This is a genomic window from Nocardia sp. Marseille-Q1738 (assembly GCF_965283145.1).
This window is the reverse complement of record NZ_CBDIMS010000004.1, coordinates 52947-74853: the sequence shown is the minus strand read 5'-3', so window position 1 is coordinate 74853 and position 21907 is coordinate 52947. Positions and strand designations below refer to the sequence as shown.

21 protein-coding genes are annotated in these 21907 nt (G+C 63.7%); 20 read left to right on the top strand and 1 reads right to left on the bottom strand.

All coding sequences use genetic code 11. The annotated features are described in order from the left end of the window. Window positions 1-2: 2 nt before the first annotated feature. The 13 genes from ACWPXK_RS17130 (at window position 3) to ACWPXK_RS17070 (ending at window position 12787) form a co-directional block, all read left to right on the top strand. Complete coding sequence (locus tag ACWPXK_RS17130; protein WP_454197130.1) at window positions 3-1310, top strand: aminotransferase class I/II-fold pyridoxal phosphate-dependent enzyme; 1308 nt, start codon at window positions 3-5, stop codon at window positions 1308-1310. After that, the gene (locus tag ACWPXK_RS17125; RefSeq protein WP_454197129.1) at window positions 1307-2251 is read left to right on the top strand and encodes a sucrase ferredoxin; all 945 of its coding nucleotides are present in this window, start codon (window positions 1307-1309) and stop codon (window positions 2249-2251) included. The genes ACWPXK_RS17130 and ACWPXK_RS17125 overlap by 4 nt, the downstream gene beginning before the upstream one ends. Beyond that, window positions 2248-4296, top strand: a complete 2049-nt coding sequence (gene tkt / locus ACWPXK_RS17120) for a transketolase (RefSeq protein WP_454197128.1) — start codon at window positions 2248-2250, stop codon at window positions 4294-4296. Before ACWPXK_RS17125 ends, tkt begins: the two co-directional genes overlap by 4 nt. Next, the gene (locus ACWPXK_RS17115; RefSeq protein WP_454197127.1) at window positions 4293-4805 is read left to right on the top strand and encodes a hypothetical protein; all 513 of its coding nucleotides are present in this window, start codon (window positions 4293-4295) and stop codon (window positions 4803-4805) included. The genes tkt and ACWPXK_RS17115 overlap by 4 nt, the downstream gene beginning before the upstream one ends. Further along, a complete protein-coding gene (locus ACWPXK_RS17110; RefSeq protein ID WP_454197126.1) occupies window positions 4802-5764 on the top strand; it encodes an aldo/keto reductase in 963 nt (320 codons plus the stop codon). Before ACWPXK_RS17115 ends, ACWPXK_RS17110 begins: the two co-directional genes overlap by 4 nt. Then, window positions 5761-7062, top strand: coding sequence for a hypothetical protein (locus tag ACWPXK_RS17105; RefSeq protein ID WP_454197125.1), 1302 nt, complete (start codon window positions 5761-5763; stop codon window positions 7060-7062). The genes ACWPXK_RS17110 and ACWPXK_RS17105 overlap by 4 nt, the downstream gene beginning before the upstream one ends. Next, window positions 7059-7676: an AAA family ATPase gene (locus ACWPXK_RS17100; protein ID WP_454197124.1), complete on the top strand. Its 618-nt coding sequence runs from the start codon at window positions 7059-7061 to the stop codon at window positions 7674-7676. Before ACWPXK_RS17105 ends, ACWPXK_RS17100 begins: the two co-directional genes overlap by 4 nt. Window positions 7677-7685: 9 nt before the next feature. Continuing rightward, entirely contained in the window at window positions 7686-8132 is a 447-nt protein-coding gene (locus ACWPXK_RS17095; RefSeq protein WP_454197123.1) for a ricin-type beta-trefoil lectin domain protein, read from the top strand. A gap of 14 nt (window positions 8133-8146) precedes the next feature. Then, complete coding sequence (locus ACWPXK_RS17090; protein ID WP_454197122.1) at window positions 8147-9199, top strand: LLM class flavin-dependent oxidoreductase; 1053 nt, start codon at window positions 8147-8149, stop codon at window positions 9197-9199. A gap of 54 nt (window positions 9200-9253) precedes the next feature. Continuing rightward, entirely contained in the window at window positions 9254-10090 is an 837-nt protein-coding gene (locus ACWPXK_RS17085; RefSeq protein ID WP_454197121.1) for an aminoglycoside adenylyltransferase domain-containing protein, read from the top strand. 117 nt (window positions 10091-10207) lie between these two features. Next, a complete protein-coding gene (locus tag ACWPXK_RS17080; protein ID WP_454197120.1) occupies window positions 10208-11275 on the top strand; it encodes a fused (3R)-hydroxyacyl-ACP dehydratase subunits HadA/HadB in 1068 nt (355 codons plus the stop codon). Between the two features lie 49 nt (window positions 11276-11324). Next, on the top strand, window positions 11325-12020 hold the full coding sequence (locus tag ACWPXK_RS17075; protein ID WP_454197119.1) for a PIG-L deacetylase family protein: 696 nt from the start codon (window positions 11325-11327) through the stop codon (window positions 12018-12020). Next, entirely contained in the window at window positions 12020-12787 is a 768-nt protein-coding gene (locus ACWPXK_RS17070) for a class I SAM-dependent methyltransferase (protein ID WP_454197118.1), read from the top strand. Before ACWPXK_RS17075 ends, ACWPXK_RS17070 begins: the two co-directional genes overlap by 1 nt. A 381-nt stretch (window positions 12788-13168) precedes the next feature. Here the strand turns inward: ACWPXK_RS17070 and ACWPXK_RS17065 are convergent, their stop codons facing one another. Beyond that, a complete protein-coding gene (locus ACWPXK_RS17065; RefSeq protein WP_454197117.1) occupies window positions 13169-13432 on the bottom strand; it encodes a hypothetical protein in 264 nt (87 codons plus the stop codon). A 345-nt stretch (window positions 13433-13777) separates the two neighbouring features. On the opposite strand from ACWPXK_RS17065, the gene ACWPXK_RS17060 reads away from it, so the two are divergent. The 7 genes from ACWPXK_RS17060 (at window position 13778) to ACWPXK_RS17030 (ending at window position 21897) form a co-directional block, all read left to right on the top strand. Then, window positions 13778-14173: an alpha/beta fold hydrolase gene (locus ACWPXK_RS17060; RefSeq protein WP_454197116.1), complete on the top strand. Its 396-nt coding sequence runs from the start codon at window positions 13778-13780 to the stop codon at window positions 14171-14173. 215 nt (window positions 14174-14388) lie between these two features. Beyond that, window positions 14389-16155 (top strand): choline/carnitine O-acyltransferase, encoded by a 1767-nt coding sequence (locus ACWPXK_RS17055; protein ID WP_454197563.1) that lies wholly within the window; start codon window positions 14389-14391, stop codon window positions 16153-16155. A 103-nt stretch (window positions 16156-16258) separates the two neighbouring features. Next, window positions 16259-17668 (top strand): MFS transporter, encoded by a 1410-nt coding sequence (locus ACWPXK_RS17050; RefSeq protein WP_454197115.1) that lies wholly within the window; start codon window positions 16259-16261, stop codon window positions 17666-17668. 129 nt (window positions 17669-17797) lie between these two features. Beyond that, window positions 17798-18979, top strand: a complete 1182-nt coding sequence (locus ACWPXK_RS17045) for a pyridoxal phosphate-dependent aminotransferase (RefSeq protein ID WP_454197114.1) — start codon at window positions 17798-17800, stop codon at window positions 18977-18979. Between the two features lie 2 nt (window positions 18980-18981). Continuing rightward, window positions 18982-20013 (top strand): 2-hydroxyacid dehydrogenase, encoded by a 1032-nt coding sequence (locus tag ACWPXK_RS17040; protein ID WP_454197113.1) that lies wholly within the window; start codon window positions 18982-18984, stop codon window positions 20011-20013. Next, entirely contained in the window at window positions 19907-20263 is a 357-nt protein-coding gene (locus ACWPXK_RS17035) for a cytochrome P450 (protein ID WP_454197112.1), read from the top strand. Before ACWPXK_RS17040 ends, ACWPXK_RS17035 begins: the two co-directional genes overlap by 107 nt. 443 nt (window positions 20264-20706) lie before the next feature. Beyond that, on the top strand, window positions 20707-21897 hold the full coding sequence (locus ACWPXK_RS17030; protein WP_454197111.1) for an NAD(P)/FAD-dependent oxidoreductase: 1191 nt from the start codon (window positions 20707-20709) through the stop codon (window positions 21895-21897). Window positions 21898-21907: the final 10 nt, after the last annotated feature.

Sequence of the window (21907 nt, the reverse complement as noted above, 5' to 3'; positions counted from 1 at the left end):
CCATGGATCCCTTCGAAGAGAGCATGGGCAACCCTGCCGGATTCGCCGACGTTCCCTGTGTCCGCTACTACCGGGTGATCCGAGACGGGGTATCGGCCGACGCACGCCAGATCGGCTACGGCGTCAACCGAACCATGCCCGCGGTGGTGGTGCAGCGGTGGCTCGGCCGGTTGTACCGGGATTTCCTGGGCGAGCGTGTCACCGACTACGACACCGCCGCAGGGCAAATCGAACGCGCACTCCTCGCCTGGCTCGCCGGACGCTATCTCGGCGTCGAGGATCTCTCGCACGACAACGTCGTGCTGTGCAACGGCAGCAGTGAGGCCATCAGCATCGTGATGGCCTACGCCGGCCGGCACGGGCTGGAGGCATTGCTGCCGTTGCCGCTGTACTTCAGTTTCGAGCAGTCCTCGAGCAGACACAACGTGCGTATCGCGGGCTATTACAACCTCGGCGGCGAGATCGCGGCGCCAGAACCGTTCCACCCCGGCCGCTTGCTCCTGGTCGATGTCGCACCGAACGGCGTCACCGGGTCGTGGGCGGCGACGCCGCACACCCGCGACGCCGCGCTGACCGTCATCGATCATGTCTTCGCGTTGCCCACCTACGAACCACCGAGCGCGTTCTTGCGTAACCTGCGCACGCGAGTCGACCGGCTCGAGCGATCGGTCGTCTTGCTGACGCCGTCGAAAGATCTCTCCATTCCCGGGGTGCGCTGCGGCACGCTGGTCACCAAGGATGCGGATCTGCTCGCCCATGTCGCCGCCGATCGCTTCGAACGCGGGTACACGGTGCACGGCGCGACGGTCCGCGTGTCCTGCGCCCATCTCGCCCTGCTCCTGCTGTCGTTCGAGCCCCCGCGCGGGCGAGCCCGACTGGTTCGCGAACTACGGCAGCGGTTTGCGGATGCGGGATTACTTTTCCTGAGCGACGATGACGTCGACGCGTTCCACACTCACCTCGCCGGAATGGGTCAGGACTTCCGCGACAACATCCTTCGGCTGGATCGGTCCGGCTTGTTCCACGCGGTGCCGCAGATCGGTGAACAGGCTGCGGGGTATTCGGGGTTCCGCCGACTCGATACGGAATTCCGGTCGGCCGACGAACTCACCGAGTGGATCCGCCGGGCGGGGCATCGGGGGATGAAACTCAACCCCAATTACCTGTTCGGCGCAGATGCCGATGTCTGGAACCGGCTCTACCCCAACATATTCGGCGTTCGGGTCAACGTTTCGGTTCCGCCGCGACAGTTGGCCGCCGATCTCGTCCACCTGCACAACATCGTCCAGAACCAGGACCTTGCCGTATGAGCGATACGACATCCAGTGACACTGCCCGCGTACACAGCTGCTCCTATCTCGCCGGATTACTCGGTGACTCACTGGTCGCCACCGCCACCGAAGCGACCGCCTGGCTGCTGGTCGAACATCCGGGTCCGTGGGGCAAAGACGCGTTGAAGGAAAGCGGGCTGCCCGAACTTTTCGTCCAGGCCGCGGCCGAGAAATCGGCGGTCACCGGCGTGCGCATCCAGCTGATCTCGCCACCGGAAGGGGAGCCCGCACAACGCTGCTACCTCGCCGGTGATCCGTTGCGGACGACGCCGTGGCTGGCCTGGCAACCGCTGCCGGATCTGTGGTCGGTCCTCGATATCGACTTCGCCGCGCTGGCCGCGGGCCGGATCCCGGACAGCGCCACCCTGATGTCCGAGCCGCTGTACGCGGTCTGTGCGAACGACCGCAGCGACCCGTGCTGCGGCAGTACCGGCCCGGCGGTCTGGGCCGGGGTCGCCGAGGCGATCGGCGGCCGGTGCCGGCGCACCGCGCATGTCGGCGGGCACAAGTACGCCGCCAATATGGTGGCCTTTCCGCACGCGGTGTTCTACGGCAGGCTCGACGCGCGAACCGCGCTCGATATCGTCCGTACCCACGACGGTGGCAACGTCTACCTCGATCGCTATCGGGGGCGCTCGGCGTTCGCCCTCCCGGAGCAAGCGGCCGAATACTTCCTGCGGATGGAGTGCGGCCATACCCGACTCGGCGGGATAGCCCTCGCCGAGCGGGCGCGCGCACTCGAGAACGATTGCTACAGTTGCGCTTTCGACCTCGACGGGGTCCGGTACGAAGTCCGCGTCGGTTCCCGGCGGCGGGCACCGGCTCGGTTGCAGTCATGCACGGACGAACGTCCGAGCGTGCCCGTCGAGTGGAACCTCGACGCGATACAGGTGGTCGAACCGTCTACGGGTGTACGGTGAGCGCGCGGGTCGAGGCAGCGTCCGCCACCCGGGCGATCGCAGTTCTGCGCGGCCTGATCATGGACACGATCGAGCACGCCGGTTCGGGTCACCCGGGCGCGGCGCTGGCGCTGGCACCCTGGGGTCACGCGCTGTACGGGCACGTGCTCAGCGCGAATCCAGCCGATCCGGACTGGCCCGACCGCGATCGGGTGGTCTTCTCCGCGGGCCACGCGTCGGCGCTGCTGTATTCGCTGCTGCACCTGCACGGCTATCCCGTCTCTCGCGCGGACCTGCGCGAATTCCGCAAACTCGGGTCGAAAACCCCCGGTCATCCCGAGTACGGGGTGACGCCGGGCGTCGAGACGACCACCGGCCCACTGGGCCAGGGGCTGGCGACAGCGGTCGGCCTGGCGATGGCCGAGCGCTTCCTCGCCGACCGTTTCAACCGGCCGGGCCACATCGTGGTCGACCACCACACCTACGCGCTCGTTTCCGACGGCGACCTGATGGAGGGTATTTCGCAGGAGGCGGTGTCGCTCGCCGGACAGCTTCGCCTCGACAAACTGATCGTCTGCTACGACGCGAACGGTGTCACCATCGACGGCACCACAGAATCGACATTCGATCGCGAAGATCAGCGGCGGCGCTTCGAGGCGAGTGGCTGGGCCGTCGAAACCCTCGGCGCCACAGAGGATCCGGTCACGCTGGTCGACGCTCTGCAGCGGGCCCGCGACCGTACCGGTAGGCCGAGTCTGCTCATCCTGCACACCACGATCGGCCATCCGGTGGCCTCGGTGCGCGGCACTCCGGCCGCACATGGTGGCACGCTCGGTACGGAACAGATCGGGCGGACCAAGCAGGCGATCGGTCTGGATCCGGACGCGGACTTCGCGATTCCGGAGGACGTGCGTACGGCGGATGACGCGGTGCGTGCGGGTCGCGACCGTGCACGTACGTGGCGTGAACGCTTCGACGCCTGGTCGATCCGATTCCCGGACCTGCGTAAAGAATGGGACCGCTGCCATGAGGAGGCCCGATCCGGTATTCGGCTACGGCTCGAGACAGCCGCGGTCGCCACCGCCGCGTCACCGCGCAACGCGTCGCGGATGATCATGGACCTGCTCGTCGATCATGCGCCGACCATGGTCGGCGGTGCCGCCGACCTCGTCGATTCCACCAAGACAGCGTTCACCGGCGAGGCCACGTACTCCGCCGCAGCTCCCGGCCGCAATATCGCCTTCGGCGTTCGCGAGCACGTGATGGCGGCGGTGACCAACGGTCTGGCCCTGCACGGCGGCATGGTCAAGCCCTATGCCTCGACCTTTCTCGCATTCAGCGACTACATGCGGCCCGCCGTCCGGCTGTCGGCACTCATGCGACTTCCAGTGCTCTGGGTGTGGACGCACGACTCGATCGCTATCGGCCCGGACGGTCCGACCCATCAACCCGTCGAGCACCTGGCGTCCCTGCGCGCGATACCCGGCCTCTGGGTTGCCCGCCCGTGCGACGCCAATGAGACCGCGGCGCTGTGGGAATGCGCCCTCGCCCGGGCGAACGGACCGGTGGCACTGGTGCTCGCCCGTCAGGTGCTGCCCAATCTCGACGAAACCCGCGACCGATCGAGCGAGGTGGCACGCGGCGGATACGTGGTGTGGCAATCGGAGTCCGACCCCGGCCTCATACTGCTCGCCACCGGCAGTGAGGTACATCCGGCACTCGCGGCCGGAAAACGGCTGGCGGCTTCGGGCATTGCGACGCGCGTCGTCTCGCTGCCGTGCTGGGAACTGTTCGAACAGCAGGATGTCGCGTATCAGGAGGCGATCCTCGGTGCGGATCCGCGGGTACGCCTGGCAATCGAAGCCGCCAGCCCGCTGGGCTGGCACCGATGGGTGGGCAAACCGGGCGATGTGCTGGGCATGACCGGCTATGGCGCCTCGGCCGACGGTGCCGTCCTGGTCGAACATTTCGGATTCACCGCCGACAGGATCGTAGAGCGGGCCAGGGAGTTGCTTTCCGGCACAGAGCCAACACAAATCGTGCGCACACAGGAGGTCGAATCGTGACCGGCACTACGATGTCCTGGACACCCGAGACATTGCAGCGAGTGCAACAGCTGCTCGAATCGTCGATCGAGACCTCGGGTGCGGTGCAGCGATCCTTTTTCGGAAAACCGGAACGTCGCCTCGATGCGGCGACATTCCTGTCCACCTGGAATCGGATCTATATGTGTGCCGCCGCGACCCAGGGTTCGACCGAGTGGCCGCATCTGGCGGGCATCAAATGCGAATTCGACGTGAATGGCGAGTTGAGCATGCTCGTGTATCGCGGAGGTGCCCGTGACGCCGACTTGTCCGCCAATCCCAGAGTCGTCCTGCAGAAGCATCATGACGACGGCACCATACTGACCATTTATGCACGGGTCAGCGCTGCCGATGACGCGCCCGTGACGGACAAGCGCGGTCGGCAGCATATTCTCATGCGATTGATTCCGGTACGGATCTATGGCATCGGGCCATATGTATCGGTACCGATCGGCCCGAACCCGGTCGAAACAGGGGAGCAGGGCGTGTGAAGACAACGGAAGTATCCGGTGTGCGGGTTTCCGCTCTCGGCGTCGGTACCGCGTCGTTCGGCAAGCATTGCGATGCGAGCGCGGCGGCCTCGACAGTCCATGCGGCACTCGACTGCGGAATCTCGTTCTTCGATACGGCGGACAGCTACGGCGCCGGCCGTGATGGCACAGCGGAGCGCATTGTGGGTCGCGCCCTGGGACGAGCCCGCTCCGACGTCGTGATCGCCACGAAGTTCGGAACGGAGTTCGCCGGAATGCCGGCATCGGCCCGGCCGGACCGGGTACGGTCCGCCCTCGAAGGCAGCCTGCGCCGGCTCGGCACGGACTACGTCGATCTGTACTTGCTGCATGTGCCCGATGAAACAACGCCGCTGGCAGACACTCTCGGCGCGATGGCCGATCTGGTCAGGGCCGGAAAGGTGCGGGCGATCGGCTGCTGCAATCTGAGCGTCGACCAGCTCGCGGCGGCCGGCACCGCGGCAACCGACATCGGTTTCACCTGGGTACAGGACGAATACAGTGTGCTGGTCCGTCAACCGGAACAGGAATTGTTCCCGTACCTTTCCGGCCGTGGCCTCGGGTTCATCGCCTACGCGCCGCTGGCGCAGGGGCTACTCACCGGAAAATATGTCGATGATTCGCTGGATTGGGCGATTCCACCCGACAGCCGACTCGGCCGGATGAGCGCGGAAAAGGTCAGTGCACTACTGACCGACCGCAACCGGCGAATCGTCGCGTCGTTCGTGCATTCGTGCCGGTCGTTCGGTCTGTCACCCATGCAGGTCGCTCTTGCGTGGGTACTGTCGAATCCGACGGTGACATCGATCATCCCGGGCGCAACCAGTGCCGAACAAGTGCGCAAGAATGCCGCCGCTGTCACCCTTCGACTGGACTGTTCCATACGGGCCGAAATCGAAAGCAGCGTCGCACGAGCCATGTTGGGAGCAGACACCCGATGAAGACCACCTCCGATTTCGCGCAACTGGTCCATAACCTGAAACAAACGGCCATCGATGGACGTGACGAGCTGATCGAAGGGGAACCAACGTGGCTTCCCCTCGATCGGCCGGTGCCGACCGCAGTGGAAGCGGCGGCGGCGGCGATTCGCCGGACACCTGCCCTGCTGTGGGATATCGACGGCTTACGCAGGGACGCGACCGAATTACAACGCCTGTTCGGCGAATACGGAATCGGTGTCAATCTGGCGATGAAATCGTGCTCCTCGGTCGAGGTGGTCCGGAACCTCGCCGACCTCGGATTAGGGGCGGATGCCGCGAGCCTGTACGAAATGCGCTGGGCGGTGCGCGCCGGATTCGGCGAAATCAGCACCTGCGGGCCGGGATTCACCCCCGCCGACCTGCCCGAGATGGAAGCCGCCGATGCCATGCTCGACGCGGTATCCCTGCGCCAAGTCCGGCTGTTCCGAGCGGCGGACGCAACCGGGCTCGGATTGCGGCTGCGGGTACCGTTTCCCGACCATCTGCTTTCTCCCACCTCACGCGGCAGGGACAGCAGGTTCGGCGTCGAGCTGACCGACGAACTCGCCGACGAGCTGTCGACCGGACGCGTGCCGATTCGACGGGTGCGGGTCCATACGGGGGAATCCACCTCGCTGAACCTCGCTTTCCGCGCTGCGTACGCCATGCTCTGCGCCGACCGGCTCGGCACCGTCCACACAGTCGATCTCGGCGGCGGATTCCTCCGGCTGGCTCGCCACCGGGAGGACCTGCGTCGTGCGCTGGATCAGCTGGCTCCGATTCTCCGGGGCGATGCCACGAGCGGGAACCGCTACCGCGTCACCGTCGAACCGGGTGGCGCACTGGTCGCCGACCACGCCTACCTGGTCACCGACGTGCTCGATGTGGAAAACCATCCGCTGCGCGGGCGAGTGGTGACGGTGGATGCGTCGGCGTGGAATATCGCGCCGTGGTCCAAGATCGCATTCCATCGGATTTGCGCCGATCCCGCTGACACATCCGCGATCCCGACGATCGTCACGGGACCCTCGTTGTACGAACATGATCTGTTCACCCACGCGTCCGATGGCGCCCGGCACGAATTCTCCTTCGGCGCGGTACAACCCGGCGACCGGCTGATCGGCACCTCGCTCGGCTCCTACACCATCACCAACGCGCGGTCGTTTCACGGTCTACCGATACCACCGCAATTCGCCGTGGCACAGCCCGCACCGACGCTGCTCCACGGACCGCTCGCATTCGTCGAACAGCACGACACGCCAAAGGCGGTACGGCCGTGATCGTCTGGATCAGTGGTCCATTCGGCGCAGGCAAGTCGAGCACCGTCGCCGCGGTCCGTCGACTACTGCCCGCCACAAGCGAATTCGATCCGGAGGTGATCGGCGATCAGCTGTCTCAACTCTTCCCGGGAGTCGAGGACTATCAGGACCTGACGCTGTGGCGATCGCTGGTGACGCACTTCCTCGCCGAGGTCGTCCGGCACGGCGCATCGGGAGTGCTGGTCCCGATGACACTGCTCCGCGAGGACTACGCCACCGCGATCTTCACGGGACTCCGCCGGCGAAGAGTTCCGCTGTGCCATGCGGTGCTCGATGTGTCATCCGACGAGCTGCGACGCCGTATCTACGCCGCCGATCCCGAACTCGCCACACCGCACCGGCTCGCCCGCAGGAAGTGGCGATTGGATCACGTCGGCCCCTACGAAGCTGCCCGCGAATGGCTCTGTGCCAGTGCTGATCTCGTGGTCGACACCACCTCTCGCAGTGTGCGCGAATGCGCGGCCGAACTCATCCGCCGCACTCCGTTGGCGGAACTCACTCCCGATCCGACGATATCCGTCGAGCAGCGCCCGATCGAGGTCGGCCGGGCCCTCGATCCATCACAACCGAAATGAGGGTGCATCATGACCGGTGAAATTCAAGTGATCAGCGCTGTGGACGGACGCGCGCTGGATACCCGGCATGCGATCCGGCTGTGGGCTCGCGTGCAGATATTCGACCGGAACAACCCGCCGAATCGCAATCAGGTGTGGCACCTCGACACCGACGGCCTGCTGCGGTGCGGCGGGCCGGGCAGCACACTCGTGCTCGACTACGCCGACGGTGAGCTGCGACTGACCGAGGCCGCCGGCGCACGAGCAAGCCAGCAGTGGGACTTCGTCGACGGGCGGTTGATCAACCGACAGCATCCCGGCGACGCCCTCGAGGTCGTCCCACCGTTCGGGCGCGAGGCCCGGCTCACCCTCGCCCCGGCCAGCTCGGCATCCGCCCAGCAGTGGACCCTCGTTCCCGTCGCCGATCCGTCCACGATCCTCGAACCGGGGCCGTGGGACGGCGACGTCGACGACTGAACGGCACGGATCAAATGGAGTTCAGACTCCTCACCGAGCCGCACCTGGCCGCCCGCGATGCGCGAACCAGTGGATACGACGAACTGCTGCGATTCACGCGGTGCGCGGAAGACGCCGGGTACGACGCCGTCTTCCGTACCGACCATTATCCGGTCGGGGCGTCGTATCACTCGGGTGACGCCTGGATCTCGCTCGCCGCGCTGGCTCGCGACACCCGTCGCATCCGGCTCGGCATCATGGGCAGCACGATCACGTTCCGAACCGCGGGCCAGCTCGCGATCATGGTCGGGCAGGTCGACGAGCTCGCCGGCAACGGCCGCCTCGAACTCGGATTGAGTATGGGCTGGTCGGAGCGCGAACACCGCGCCTACGGCATTGCCCTGCCGGACGTGCCCACTCGGCTGGCACGTTACGAGGAGCAACTTGCGGTGCTGCGCGGAGTCGGGGCCACTCCGGTCGGCACTGCCTACCGTTTCACCGGCGACCGAGAATCCGTCGAGCTGTCCGGCACCGGAGCCGCGGTGCCGATTATCGTCGGCGGCGGTGGAATCGGCGCGAGCGGCAAAGTCGATCTCGCCGCGCGGTACGCCGATGAATTCAATCTGCCGTACTGCTCCGTCGCGCATGTGAAGACGGAATTCGACAAGGTCCGATCACGGTGCGCCGCGATCATGCGGGACAAACCGCTGCGGTGCTCGGTCAGCCTGCCGCTGTGCTGCGGATCCACCGCGTCCGACGTTCGACGCCGAACCGCCGTGACCCGCCGTACCGAGGAGGAGCTCGCGGAGATCGGTGTCCGCGGATCCGCGCAGCAGTGCATCGATACGCTCGCCGGATATGTTGCAGCCGGCGTCGACCGAATATATCTCCAAGTGTTGGACGTGACCGATACGGATCAAATCGAGTACTTCGCCACCTCCGTGCTCGGCAGCTTCGGAGCGAACCGGCAATCCAATTACTCCAGACGAGGAATCGGCGATAATGGAATTGATCAATCTGGCGGTGACGATGATCAGGTATGTTTTCCAGATAATATCGGCCGCCGTCGAACTCCTCGACAGCGCTGATTGACCGCAATCGGAGGTGGACGCTACACCACCTATTCTGGCAGACTATCGCATATGACCATACCATCCGTTGTCGACGACATCGTCGGGCTGTATCTGTCCTCGATCGACGCCGAAATGCCCGATTTCATAGAAGGGCTCTACCTGGAAGGTTCCGTAGCCTTCGGAGACTTTCGCGAGAATGCCAGCGACATCGATTTCATCGCGGTCACCGAAGAGAAGCCCGACACCGCCGCGGCGGCCGCCCTGGGTAGGGTGCACGAAAAGCTGCGCAAGCAGCGCCGGAAGCCGTATTTCGACGGTTTCTACCTCACCAAAAAAGATCTCGCCCTCGGCCCCGATCGGGCCGAAGGCGGCCCTGTCAGTCACGAGGGAGTTTTGCACGAGGGTTCGCATCCCGATCAGTACAGTCCGGTCCTGTGGCACACTCTCGCGCGCTACGGGCTCCCGTTTCGGGGTCCGCAAGTCAGTGAGCTGGAAATCTGGGCCGACGACGACGCTCTTGCCGAGTGGCAGAACAACAATCTGGACCGGTACTGGTCCTCCGGACTCGATCGCGCGAGCCGGCTGCTGAGTACACAAGGCGCCCTCTTGCTCTCCGATTACGGTACCGTATGGACGGTTTCGGGTATCGCCAGAATTCATTACACGATTGCCACCGGTGATCTCACGTCCAAGACGGGTGCCGGGCGTCATGCCCGGGAGGTTTTCTCCGACCAGTGGCACCCGATAATCGATGAGGCGCTGCGAATCAGGACCGGCGATACCCGGCGATCGCACTATCGGAATCGATTTGCACGTAGACGCGACATCATCACGTTCGGGCGCATGGCTATCGAGGATGCACATCGCATCTACGCCGGCCGGTCCGGCGGACAGGACACGGTCTGATTCAACGCGGAGTGTCGCGGTCGACGACGGTGGCGACAGCCGATCGTCGACTGTCGCACAGAATTTCATCGGGGCGACCACGCTCTGCTCATCAGTTGGAATGAAGGTTGCGGACTCATGGTATCCGACTACATCGGTGACAACTATATATTCACCACGGCCATGGACCCCGCCGAGGGCGCGCAGTCGGCGGTCGGGCGCAGGTACCGTACAACCGGACATTACACGGTCGGCCGGGAGAAGATCCGCGAATTCGCACAGGCGGTTCAGGACTACCATCCGATGCATTGGGCGGAAGATGTCGTTTCGGATTATGGATACGACGATCTGGTTGCATCGCCCACCTTCTATACGATCCTCTGTTTCCATGTCCAGGCGCAGATGTTCGATTCGATCATCCCGGGCTATCCGCTCGATCACATGATGCACACCAGCCAGACTGTGCGGTACTACAAGCCTGTCCACCCGGGCGATGATCTGGCGGTCGAGGTAGAGCTGGAGTCTTTCCGCCGAGCAATTGGCGGCGATATCCTCGTTTTCAGGTATACGATCACCGACGAGCACGACGATCTGGCGATCATCGCCCGGTCCGGCGTCGTGGCGAGATCCGAGACGGACCGGGATCTCGGTGATCTCAGAGACCGCCTGATGATGCACGCTTTCGGCCCCCATGGCAAGCTCGCATTACTACCTATTTCAGAGATCGATTTCAATACTCCGAAACGCTATGTCCGCCCGTCCGAAAAGAAAGTGCGAACAAGCGAGCCGACCCGGTCGCTCGACTCCCTATCGGTTGGCGACCCGCTGCCGCCTCGGACCGTTCGCCTGACGCTGGGCGATCTGGTGAACTATGCCGGTGTCTCCGGTGATTCGAATCCGATCCATTGGAGCTCGGACCTCACCGGAATGATGAATCTCGAGTACCCCATCGCGCACGGCATGCTCACCATCGGCATCGGCGCCGGATTTCTTTCGTCCTGGACGGGCGATCCGGTCGCGATCCGGGAATACACGGTCCGCCTCACCAGTCCGGTTGTCGTTACCGCGGCGGGCGTCGCCCTGGAGTACAGCGGTGCCGTGCAGGCGATTGATCCGATCAATCGGATCGCTACGGTTTCCATGAGCGCCGGATACGACGGTCGCAAAATTTTCGGCCAGGCGACAGCAACTGTGCAACTTCGCTGAAGATCGCCACCACGGCTTCGACAACAAGATGGAAGGAAGTGGTGCTGCCATGAATGTACTCGCGGTAATCGCCCATCCGGATGACGAGATTCTGGGCTGCGGCGCCACGCTTCGGTTACTCGCAGACCAGGGTCATCGTGTCGTTACATGCGTGCTCAGTGGCGAGGCGGAAGCGCGCCACGCCCGCCCCGACAGCGCGCGCTTGCGTCAGCTGGCCACTGATTGTGCCGCCATGATCGGTGTTGCGGATGCTCGGTACCACGCATTCGGGAATATTCAACTCAACACCGTGCCACACCTCGACCTGGTGAAAGCGATCGAGGCGGCGATCATCGAATTCGAGCCGGAGTGGGTCTTTACTCATCATCCCGGCGATCTGAACATCGATCACAGAGTATGTTGGGAAGCGACCATGGCTGCCATCATGCTGCCGCAGCGCCTGTCGACCGAACTGCCGCTGACACTTATCAAGAAGGTTTTCCTGTTCGAAGTGCCATCGTCGACGGATTGGGCGCCCGCACCCTTCCAGGCATTTCAGCCGAACGCATACTTCGATGTTACACGGAGTATCGAAACCAAGCTGGCGGCGCTTCGCGCGTTCGAAGGTGCGCTGAAGCCGCATCCCCACGCGCGCAGCGAACAAAACGTGAGATCGCTTGCCGGCGTGCGCGGCGGCGCGGTGGGAGTTGCGTACGCCGAGGCCTTTGTTCTGACCCGAGATCTCTATTTGGACCGGAGCCATTGATGCAAGACCTGAGTTACACAGAGAAGAGCGACCGCTTGGCGACGCGCATTCGCGCGCACAAGAAATTTGCGAACTACGACATCGAAGAATGGATCGGCACATTCCTCGCAGGCCGCGCGCGCCAGGACATTTTCGATATCGGCTGTGGCAGCGGCAATCATTTGCATCTGTATCTCGACTGTGTCGAGTCCCGCGGCACAGTCGCTGGGCTCGACCGCGAAGCAGGCCTGATCGATGAGGCGAGACGCCGCTACCCGGATGCCACCAATCTAGACCTGCGGGTCGGCTCGATGGATACGAGTTTGCCGTTCCCGGATTCCAGCTTCGACACGTGCTTCTCGAATTTCGCAATCTATAACGCGACCGATCCCGCATTCACACTGCGCGAACTGCGGCGCGTCTTGCGATCCGGCGGCGAGGTTGTCATGATCGGTCCGACCATCAACAACGCGAAGGAACTCTACGCTTTCAACGAGCGCCTGACCGGGAAGGCCATCGATGAGGTGACTCTCATACGTACCGACCGCTTGCGCCGGGAAATCGTGCCGCTGGCGCGCGATGTCTTTGCCGAGGTGTACGAGGAAGTGATCAACGCACAACTCGAATTTCCGAGCGCCGAGGAATTCCTACGCTATTACACCGCGACAATGCTCTACGAAGAGGGTGCCGAGAAGGAGGGCAGGACAGCGGCGGAGATGCAGGCCGCGCTCAGCGGCGATGCTCCGTTTATCCTGTCCAAGGAAATGCTGGCGGTAATCGCTCGCTAGTCTTGTCGATCCGAACCGCTTGCTGAGCCGCTCCGCCATCTCGGCGATGGCACCGTGCCGGCCCTTCGAGTCGCCCCGAGGTCTTGGGCGGGGACGGGTTCCTCGGTGGCGTGATCACCCTCTGGGCTTGTCGTGGCTGGAACCGCTCCTTCGCGATGGAGCAGGGCCTGCTTCGCCTATTTCCGTTGTGGCGCAGACGAATACGTATCTCGTAACCTGGGATGCAGCTACGGGTAAGAGTGAGATCGGTGAAGCGCTTTCTATTTCTGATCATGGCGGTGATCGTCGCGGCGTCGACGTACGATTACGCCGGATCCGCTGGCCACTACGGCCTCGTCGTCATCGTGGGAGTTCTCGCTGCCCTCCTACTGGCTGAGAGGTTCATCGGATAGCGCTACACGAAACGATCCGGTTGGTCAGAGTGACCGCCATGGCGGTAGCGATGGCCGCGGCGGCGAGGGCGGCGGTGGCGGGCCAACCGAACCAGCCGACGGCGACGGCGCCGAAGGCGGCACCCAGGCTGCCGCCGATGAAGTAGACGATCATGATCATGCTGTCCGGCCATGACGACAGGGTCTGCTGACCGGCATGACACCGGTATTCGACCTCGACCCCGCGTGCGCGGAGGGCTTCGACGAGGTTCATTCAACGGGCCGTGTCACCGGGCCGGTGCGGTCGAGAGCTGCCGCCACGAGCTGGCGCGCATTGGCAGCATCGAGCCCGGGCAGTGGTCCGTTCCCCGCTGGGTTACCGGCGAGGGTCGGCGCGTACGTGCGATCGCACCCCCTGCTGACCGAATAGAATGAGAAGCTCCACCGCGCCGCCGTCGGCGCTGCCGTCGCATTCCAGTGCGCCGCTCAGTTCCCCGCCGACACCGCACGCCTCGGCTACCTCGACCTGCTGCTGCCCGGGCCCGCGATCGATGCGCCCACATACCGCTCACTGAGCTGGCACATCGCCTTCCACACCCAGCGGCGGGTCCCCGAAACGGTGGTCGGCGACGACGTCCGCGAGTACCTGGCCCTGTTCTACCCACAAGTCTCCTTCGGGGGAACGGCATTCGGCGGCACGTCGGACCGAGCCCCCTTCACCGACGCCGAGATCGACGAATTCGCACGCACTTACAGCAGGCCCGAGGCCCTGGCGGGCGGCTTCGAACTCTACCGCGCCCTCGATAAAGACGTCCGCGACACCATGGCGGCAGCATCGACACATGTGCCGACCCTTCTCATGACCGCCCAGGGGCAACTCGATGCGGTCCGAGCCACCGTGTCCCCACGCATGACCAACATCGTGCAAGCTGTGGACGTGCCGCGCGCGGGACACTGGCTCGTCGAGGAGAATCCCCAGTTCGTCGCCGCGGAACTACGGCGCTTCCTCGACTGATGACACCGCCACCACCTGGCTCGGGGTGCCGGACAGCATCCCGAGCCGGTGCGTTTTCGGTGGACAACGTGAATGTCCGCTCATGCCACATACTGCGCATGGCCGATCGTTCGCCACTCAGCCGTGATTGCCTCGCCCGGCATTCCCACTGCTGGAGTCAGGCGCTGCGGTGGCGATGAGACACTCGGACGGTGAACGAGAAGCTCGCCGCCGAGATGTCCACCGGCACATTCGATTACGACGATCAATTGCCGCGGCTCCCCATCCCGACGTTAGAGGAAACGTGCGAGCGGTTTCTCGAGCGGTGTTCGCCGTTGCTGACCGACGAGGAACTGACTGCCACGGCAGCGACCGTGGAGAAGTTCCTCGCGTTGGACAGTCCGGCACGGACATGGCAGGGCGAGATCGAGCGATTCGATCGGACACCCGGCGTCCACAGTTGGCTCGACGCATTCTGGACGTCTCGCCATCTCGGCTATCGGGACAGTGTCGCGTTCAATGCGAATTCCTTCTTCTTGTTCACGGACTCCGAGCATGGGCAACTCGAACGTGCCGCCGAACTGATCGTGCGCACCGCCGCGTACAAACTCGAACTCGACGCCGAGATGGTATCGCCCGTGATGCTGCGCGGCCGGCCGATGTCCATGCATCAGAACAGGTCGCTATTCTCCACCACCAGGATCCCCGGCATCGAATGCGACGCCGTGCGCTCCGCCTACAGTGCCGCGGAACCCGGCCCGTCAACGGCCAGGCACATCGTCGTCTTTTTCCGTCGTCATGCGTTCCGAATGGACATTCTCGCAGCTGACGGCACCCCGCATCCCATCGAAGACGTGATCGCCGGGCTGGACGCGATCAGGGGAGCCGATGTGGCCGCGGAGCCATCGCCGGGAGCGCTGACAACGAAACCGCGCGCGGCATGGGCGACGACCCGCCAGGCCCTCATCGAAGATCCGGACAACGTCGCCGCACTCGACACGATCGAAACGGCACTGTTTTGCGTCGCGCTCGAGGACTTCGCGCCCCGAGACGAACTCGCGGCCTGTAACCAGCTCCTGCATGGTGACGGCGGGAACCGCTGGTACGACAAAGCGTTGACATTCATCGTGTTCGCCGATGGTCGCGCAGGCGTCAACATCGAGGAGTCCGGCCTGGACGGAACCACCGTGGCCAGCTTCTGTGACGCAATTCTGGCGAGTGCGACAGCCATCTCAGCGGACAAGCCCGGTCGAGCGCCCGCGATATCACCGATCGAATTCCGTCTCGACGAGCACCTGCGGCAGGAAATTCGGCAGGCCGCAGCCGACTTCGACAAAGTAGCGGGCGAGACCGCCACGGAGGTTGTCACGTTCGACGACTTCGGCTCGGACACAGCCAAACGTCTCGGAATATCACCGGATGCGTTGGTGCAAGTGGCTTACCAACTGGCTCATCAGCGGTCCAGGGGATTCCTCGGCAGCACCTACGAATCCGTTGCCGTGCGGCATTACCGCCACGGCCGCACCGAGGCCCTCCGGGCGGTCACCCCTGAAGTCGTTCGCTTCGTAGCGTTGATGAACGACTCGACCGCCACAGCCACCGCTCGGGCCGAGGCGCTACGTGCCGCGGCGGGGGCACACGTCGCTCACACCAGAGACTGCCAGGCGGGGCGTGCTCCCGAACGGCACCTCGCGGAGCTACAGCGAATCCAGCGGCACCGCGGCGATGAGCCGCTCGCGATTTACGAATCTCCTGGCTGGAGGATTCTGCGTGATGACTATCTCAGCACCAGTTCCGTGTCATCGGTCAATGTTCGATTCTTCGGTTTCGGGCCGCCGACCGCCCAATGCATCGGGATCGGCTACATCGTGCAGCCCGGCGGCTTCAACATCTACCTCAGCGCATCCAAGGGAATTGAACAGCACATGCACCAATTCGCGCACGCTATCTCTGTCGCCATACCAGAGTTGTGCGACCTGCTCGAGATGACATCCATCGCCTAGCATTGCGTACAGCGCCAATCACTTCCAGGGGTAAAATTTCCGCCCGAGGTGAGTGGGAGTGAACGCCTACCGAGTGCTTTTGGCAAATCGGACAGTACGAAATATGGTGTTGTTCAGTCTACTGTTCCGGACTGTTCTCAACTCCCAATCCCTGCTGTTGGTCATGCATGTGCGGCATACGTTGCACCTCTCCTACGCTGCTGCGGGCCTATTGAGTGCTGTGGTCTACCTGTGTATGGCCGGCACCGAACTACGGCGCGGCCCGCGGCTCGACCGATTGGGCTTGCGGGCCGCCATGGCTCCAGCGATCCTGGTAAACGGGATCTGTTGGCTGATCGCACCACTCGCCCCGTTTCCGCTGTTGCTGTTGCTCGCGGCGCTGGCGGGATGGTTCGAAATACCCGTCATCAACGTCACAAAACAGGCCATTACGGTCGCCACGACCGAACGCGAGCGGCGACCGGCGCTCGCCGCGTTCGAGGTGACCGCAGATGTGTCGATTTTGGTCGGGCCGCCACTGGGTGTCGCAGCAATGACTATTTTGGACACCGACGTGGTGCTGTTGGTGGCCCGATTGGTGGCCGTAGGTTGCGGGGTCGCGTTATTGAGGCAGAACCCACCGCTCCGAACCGATACGAGCAAAGTATCACGGCGTCTCCCACGGCGATCCTGGTTACAGACCGGATTCGTGGCGGCATGCGTCGGATACGCCGCAGCCGCTGCCGTCCTTTGTGCGGAGGAACTGATTGTCATCACGGCTATGCACAATTTCCACGCCAAGCACGCCACTGGACTGGTACTAGCCGTTGGCGCAGCCGGTGCAGTGGCCGGTGGGTACGGTTATGGCGCAATCTCCAGAACCATCTCGCCGTATGTCCTGCTGGTCGGACTCGGAATCAGCATGTTGCCTTGCGCCTTCGCATCCGGACCAGTTTCGCTGGCCATAGCCGTTTTCATCGTCGGCCTGCTGGGCGGTGCTGTTTTCCCGGCCAGTAACGATCGGATGCATGCCGTTTTGTCCAAGGATGCACTCGGTGAGGCCCTTGGCTTTCATTTCAGCCTGATGTGGGTTGGCGTAGCAATGGGAAGTATCGTGGCGAGTCAGGCCGTCAACTTCGCCGGTTCGTCCGGAGGCATCCTATCCGCGGCTGCAATCGGTATAGGTGCCGGGATCGGGCTGGGCCGGATTGCGGCGCGGGCCGCCCCAATACCCGGGGTCCCCGGCCAAGTGAGTCGAGCACCCATTGTCACCGCGGCAAGGCGGATGCTGGACATCGCGCAGATCGACTTTGTCCGCAAAACCGATGGAACAATCGAAATTTGGCTCGGCGGAAAGAACACCTCCGAGAAAAAGGCGAACCCGCCGGTTCTCCGGCACCACAACCGAGCGGAATTCTCGGTCGCGCCATCAATGGATTCCGAAGCCGTGGACCCCGGCCAGACCGCGGTGCGACGCCGCCGGACACCGTGGACCGAAACTCCGCCACCTCATGAGCGAAAAGGCTCACCATGACGCCCACCGGGTTGACTCCCCGGTTTCGCTAACTGCTGTGGCCGTCCGGCGATCGCCGAGTGAACGTCCGATACGCCAGGAAAGCCACAGGCACCAGCATGCAACTACCACCTCGAAGGTCTACCTACCGTGACACCTATCCGTACGGACAGTTCAAATTTTCCGAATCCGCTCGGGCACACAACCAGTACCACATATGAGCGACGTAGTCTCGATCGAGCCGTAAACCTATCGGACGCCCATTGTCGCCAACCGCTGACGTCCTCCCAAATCGAAATTGTCGAACGATTTCCGGAGCTTTTCTACGAGGCGCGAAAGCAATCGCAGTCCGAGCTGGAGGAGGCTTTCCTCGCCGCTTTTCTGCGCCTGGCGGGCGAGCCGATGCACCAGGATGTGTCCAGGTATATGCTGTCGTATTCCGCATCATCCGCGATAACAATGGTGGCAAGCCACTGCGCTCGCGCAGGCAAGCGAGTTGCCTTGATCGAGCCGGTTTTCGACAATATTTCATCGATCTTGCGCCGAGAGAATGTCGAGCTCGTGCCGCTGTCGGAACAGGATTGCACGGTCGAACAACTGCCTGTGGCGATGGCCCGGCTCGAACCTGCGGTAGTCTGGCTGGTCTCGCCCAACAATCCCACCGGATGGACGCTGTCCGAACCGGAGTTCAGAACGCTGGTTCAGTGTTGCGCCGACCGTCGTTGCACCCTGGTTCTGGACTCGTCTTTTCGATTCTTTTCACCTCTGCCGATCGGTTGGTCGCAGTACGAGGTTCTGGAGGAATCGGGAATCTCGTATATTGTGCTCGAAGACACGGGCAAGACCTGGTCCACCAGTGAAATAAAGGTCGGATTGACGGTATGCAGTCCGGATATGTACGCAGAGATGTACCGACTGCACGACGATCTGCTGCAGAGCGTCTCTCCTTTCCATCTGAGGGTGCTGACGGAATTCATCGAGGACACTTCGAGAAATGGTATAGAGCGTAGCGTCCTGCCTTCTGTGCTACAGAACAGGGCTACCCTCCGGTCGATTCTCTCGGACGGAGAATTGGAATTCATTACCGACTTGCGATCCCCTGTTTCGGTGGACTGGCTGCTTCTCCGGGAGGGCATCGATTGCGAGGACTTCGTCCATGAGGCGATTCGGGAGGGAGTGCACGTTCTACCCGGAACAAACTTCTTCTGGAATCAGCCGGAGCGCGGGCGAAAGTTCGTTCGCGTTGCCTTGGCCCGCGATCCGCAGCTGATGCTGGAGGGTGCGCTGTTGCTGCGAGACACCGCAATCCGGCTCGCCGCGAAGGACGTATGACCATGAGCACTCAATTGAGCCGTCATAGTGCCTTACTCACCGGGGCTGATTTGACGCCAGCCGATATCGAATGGCTGCGGCAGCAGAATCTCGAGGTCGAAGTTTGTCGCCGCGACCTATCCGAAAACGAGTTGGCGCGCGCTCTGGTGGACAAGGACGCCTACATTCTCGGTGGCGTAGAGCGTGCGACCGCCGCCGCGTTGTCCACTGCCGATGACCTCAAAGTCATAGCATTCATGGGTGTCGGGTATCACACATACATCGATACTGCGGCAGCGACTGCGGCGGGAATTGCGGTGACCAATGCGCCCGGAGCCAACGCCCGAGCGGTCGCGGAATTCGCGATCGGTCTCATGCTCGATGCCTGGCGCCGGATCACGGACCTGACGATGGAAACGAAGGCTGGTCGATGGCACGAGATCAAGGGACGCAACCTTTATGCGAAGACGCTTGGCATCGTTGGAATGGGGACCATCGGCACTATCGTCGCCCGGATAGCGGCCAGCGGGTTCGGGATGCGAGTGGTCTACGTGAGCCGAACAGCCAAACCGGAACTGGAACGAGACATCGCCGCTCGCCGGGTTGAGCTACCTGAGCTGCTTGCCGAGTCCGATGTCATCAGTCTGCACACTTCATACGGCCCGCAGACGGACCGGATAATCGGCGAAGCGCAACTCGCTGCCGTCAAGCCCGGCGCGATTCTGATCAATACTTCCGAGGCGGAGCTCGTGGATCCGGAGCCGTTGCGAACCGCGCTGCTCGACGGTCGCCTCGCGGCCGCTGCCATGGACGGCTACTACATCGTGCCCGCGCCTTCCGAACAGAACGATCCCTTTGGGTTGATGGCATTGGGCAACAACAGGTTTCTCGTCACGCCGCACGCGGCTGGCGCTACCGAAGAGTCCTTTCGCGCGATGCTCACGGCGAATGTCGATTCCATCAGGAATATCCTTGAGACAGGAGAAGATCGACGAGTTGTCAACCCTGGCTTCCGTGATAATGCCCGTTGGTTGTCAGTGCGCCGCAGACCCTGATGTCGACCAGCGGATGCGCTTGGCGGATGCCGCCACCGTCGTTCGGGGTCACGGTGCCGATAGAGCGTTCGGGTACGGCGCCCACCGCTGCCTGGGCGCACCGCTGGCACGGCTGGAGGCACAGGTGGCCCTTCCCGCACTCTTTCAGCGGTTCCCGCACATGAAACTAGCCGTCTCTCCCGACGAACTCGGCACGGTACCCGGTTTCATTGCCAACGGGCACGACCACCTGCCAGTACTCCTGAAATAAGCAGCGGTATTCGGGGGAAGAAATCAAGTCGGCCGCGGCGTCGGGCGGGTGCACAAGCTCCGGGTGACTCTGGTCTCCGGTCGCAGTACCGGCCCGCGCCGCGCGGGCGAATAGGTTTCAACACTCAGCCCTCCGCTCGTGGTGACCTGGGTGCCACATCGGCGAGACACCGGCCCTGTGCCTGGGGCCGGTTGCCGTTCTGCCGGAGCATCAGCAGACCGGTGCGGGAGGTGCTTCGATCCGTGCCTGGCCTGCGTGCCGCCGCGGAGCACGGGGAACGGTTCGTCACCGTGCTCGGTCACCGCCCTACTAACCGCGGTTCGGTTTCCGCCGAGTCTCCGAGTTCGGCATCAGCGGGGAGTGATCCACATCACTGGTCGATGCTGTCAGGGATTCGGGGGCTGTCTCGTTCACAGAGCACGCGAACCAGACAGGAGCGAACCATGAAGCACCGCATCGTCGTCCTCGGGGCCGGATACGCCGGAGCCTTCTCCGCTGGATACCTGGCCCGCCAACTCCACTCCGACGACTTCGAGATCACCGTGGTCAACGCCGAACCCGATTTCGTCGAGCGGCTGCGCCTGCATCAGCTCGCCGCCGGGCAGGAGCTGCGCCACCGGCCGCTGGCGGAGGTGTTCGCGGGTACCGGCATCCGGCTACGAGTGGCGCGGGTAACCCACGTCGACGCCGAGCAGCGGACCGTCACAGTCGTCGACGGCGAGGGCATCGACCGGCTCGACTACGACACCCTTCTCTACGCGCTCGGCAGCAGCATCGCCGACCACGGCGTTCCTGGCGTCGACGAGCACGCCTTCCACGTCGCCGCGCGCCCGTCCGCGTTGCGTTTGCGTGCACGCCTGGATGAGCTGGGCGAGGAGGGGAAGGTGTTGGTGGTCGGCGGTAACCTGACCGCGATCGAGGCCGTCACCGAGATCGCCGAATCCCGTCCAGGACTTCGGGTCGGCCTGGCCACCAGCGGCGAAGTGGGCGGCTGGCTGGGCCCGAAGGCGCGCCGTCATCTGCTGGGTGCGTTCGACCGGTTCGGTATCACGGTCCATGAGCACACCGCCATCGCGCGCGTCGAACAGGCGGTGGCGGTCGCCGCCGACGGCGCCGTTTTCGCCTCCGACGCGACCGTGTGGGCCGCCGGGTTCGCCGTCCATCCGATTGCCGCCGCCAGCGGCCTGGCGGTGGTAGCCAACGGCCAGATCACCGTCGACCGTCAGATGCGGTCGGTCTCGCACCCGGATATCTACGTTGCCGGTGACAGTGTCTTCGTCATCGGCGATAACGGTCTGCCGCTGCCGATGTCCTGCGCTTCCGCGGGACCCACCAGCAAGCAGGCGACGGCCGCGATCATCGGGGACCGGACCGGCCGCGAGATCTCGACGATCTCGATGTCGTATGTGGGCAACCACATCAGCCTCGGCCGCAAGGACGCGATCTACCAGCCGGTCGACGGTACCGCGCGATCGAAGTCGTATGCCCTGTGTGGCCGGACGGCCGCGCGCGTCAAGTCGGCAATCCTCGACACTGCCGCCTGGGCTCTGAGCCACCCGACCTTCGGAATGCCGGGTCACAAGTATCGTTTGGCCACCACCGGAGAGCACTCGACCGACGTGGTCGCCGCATAGAGTCGTGCTC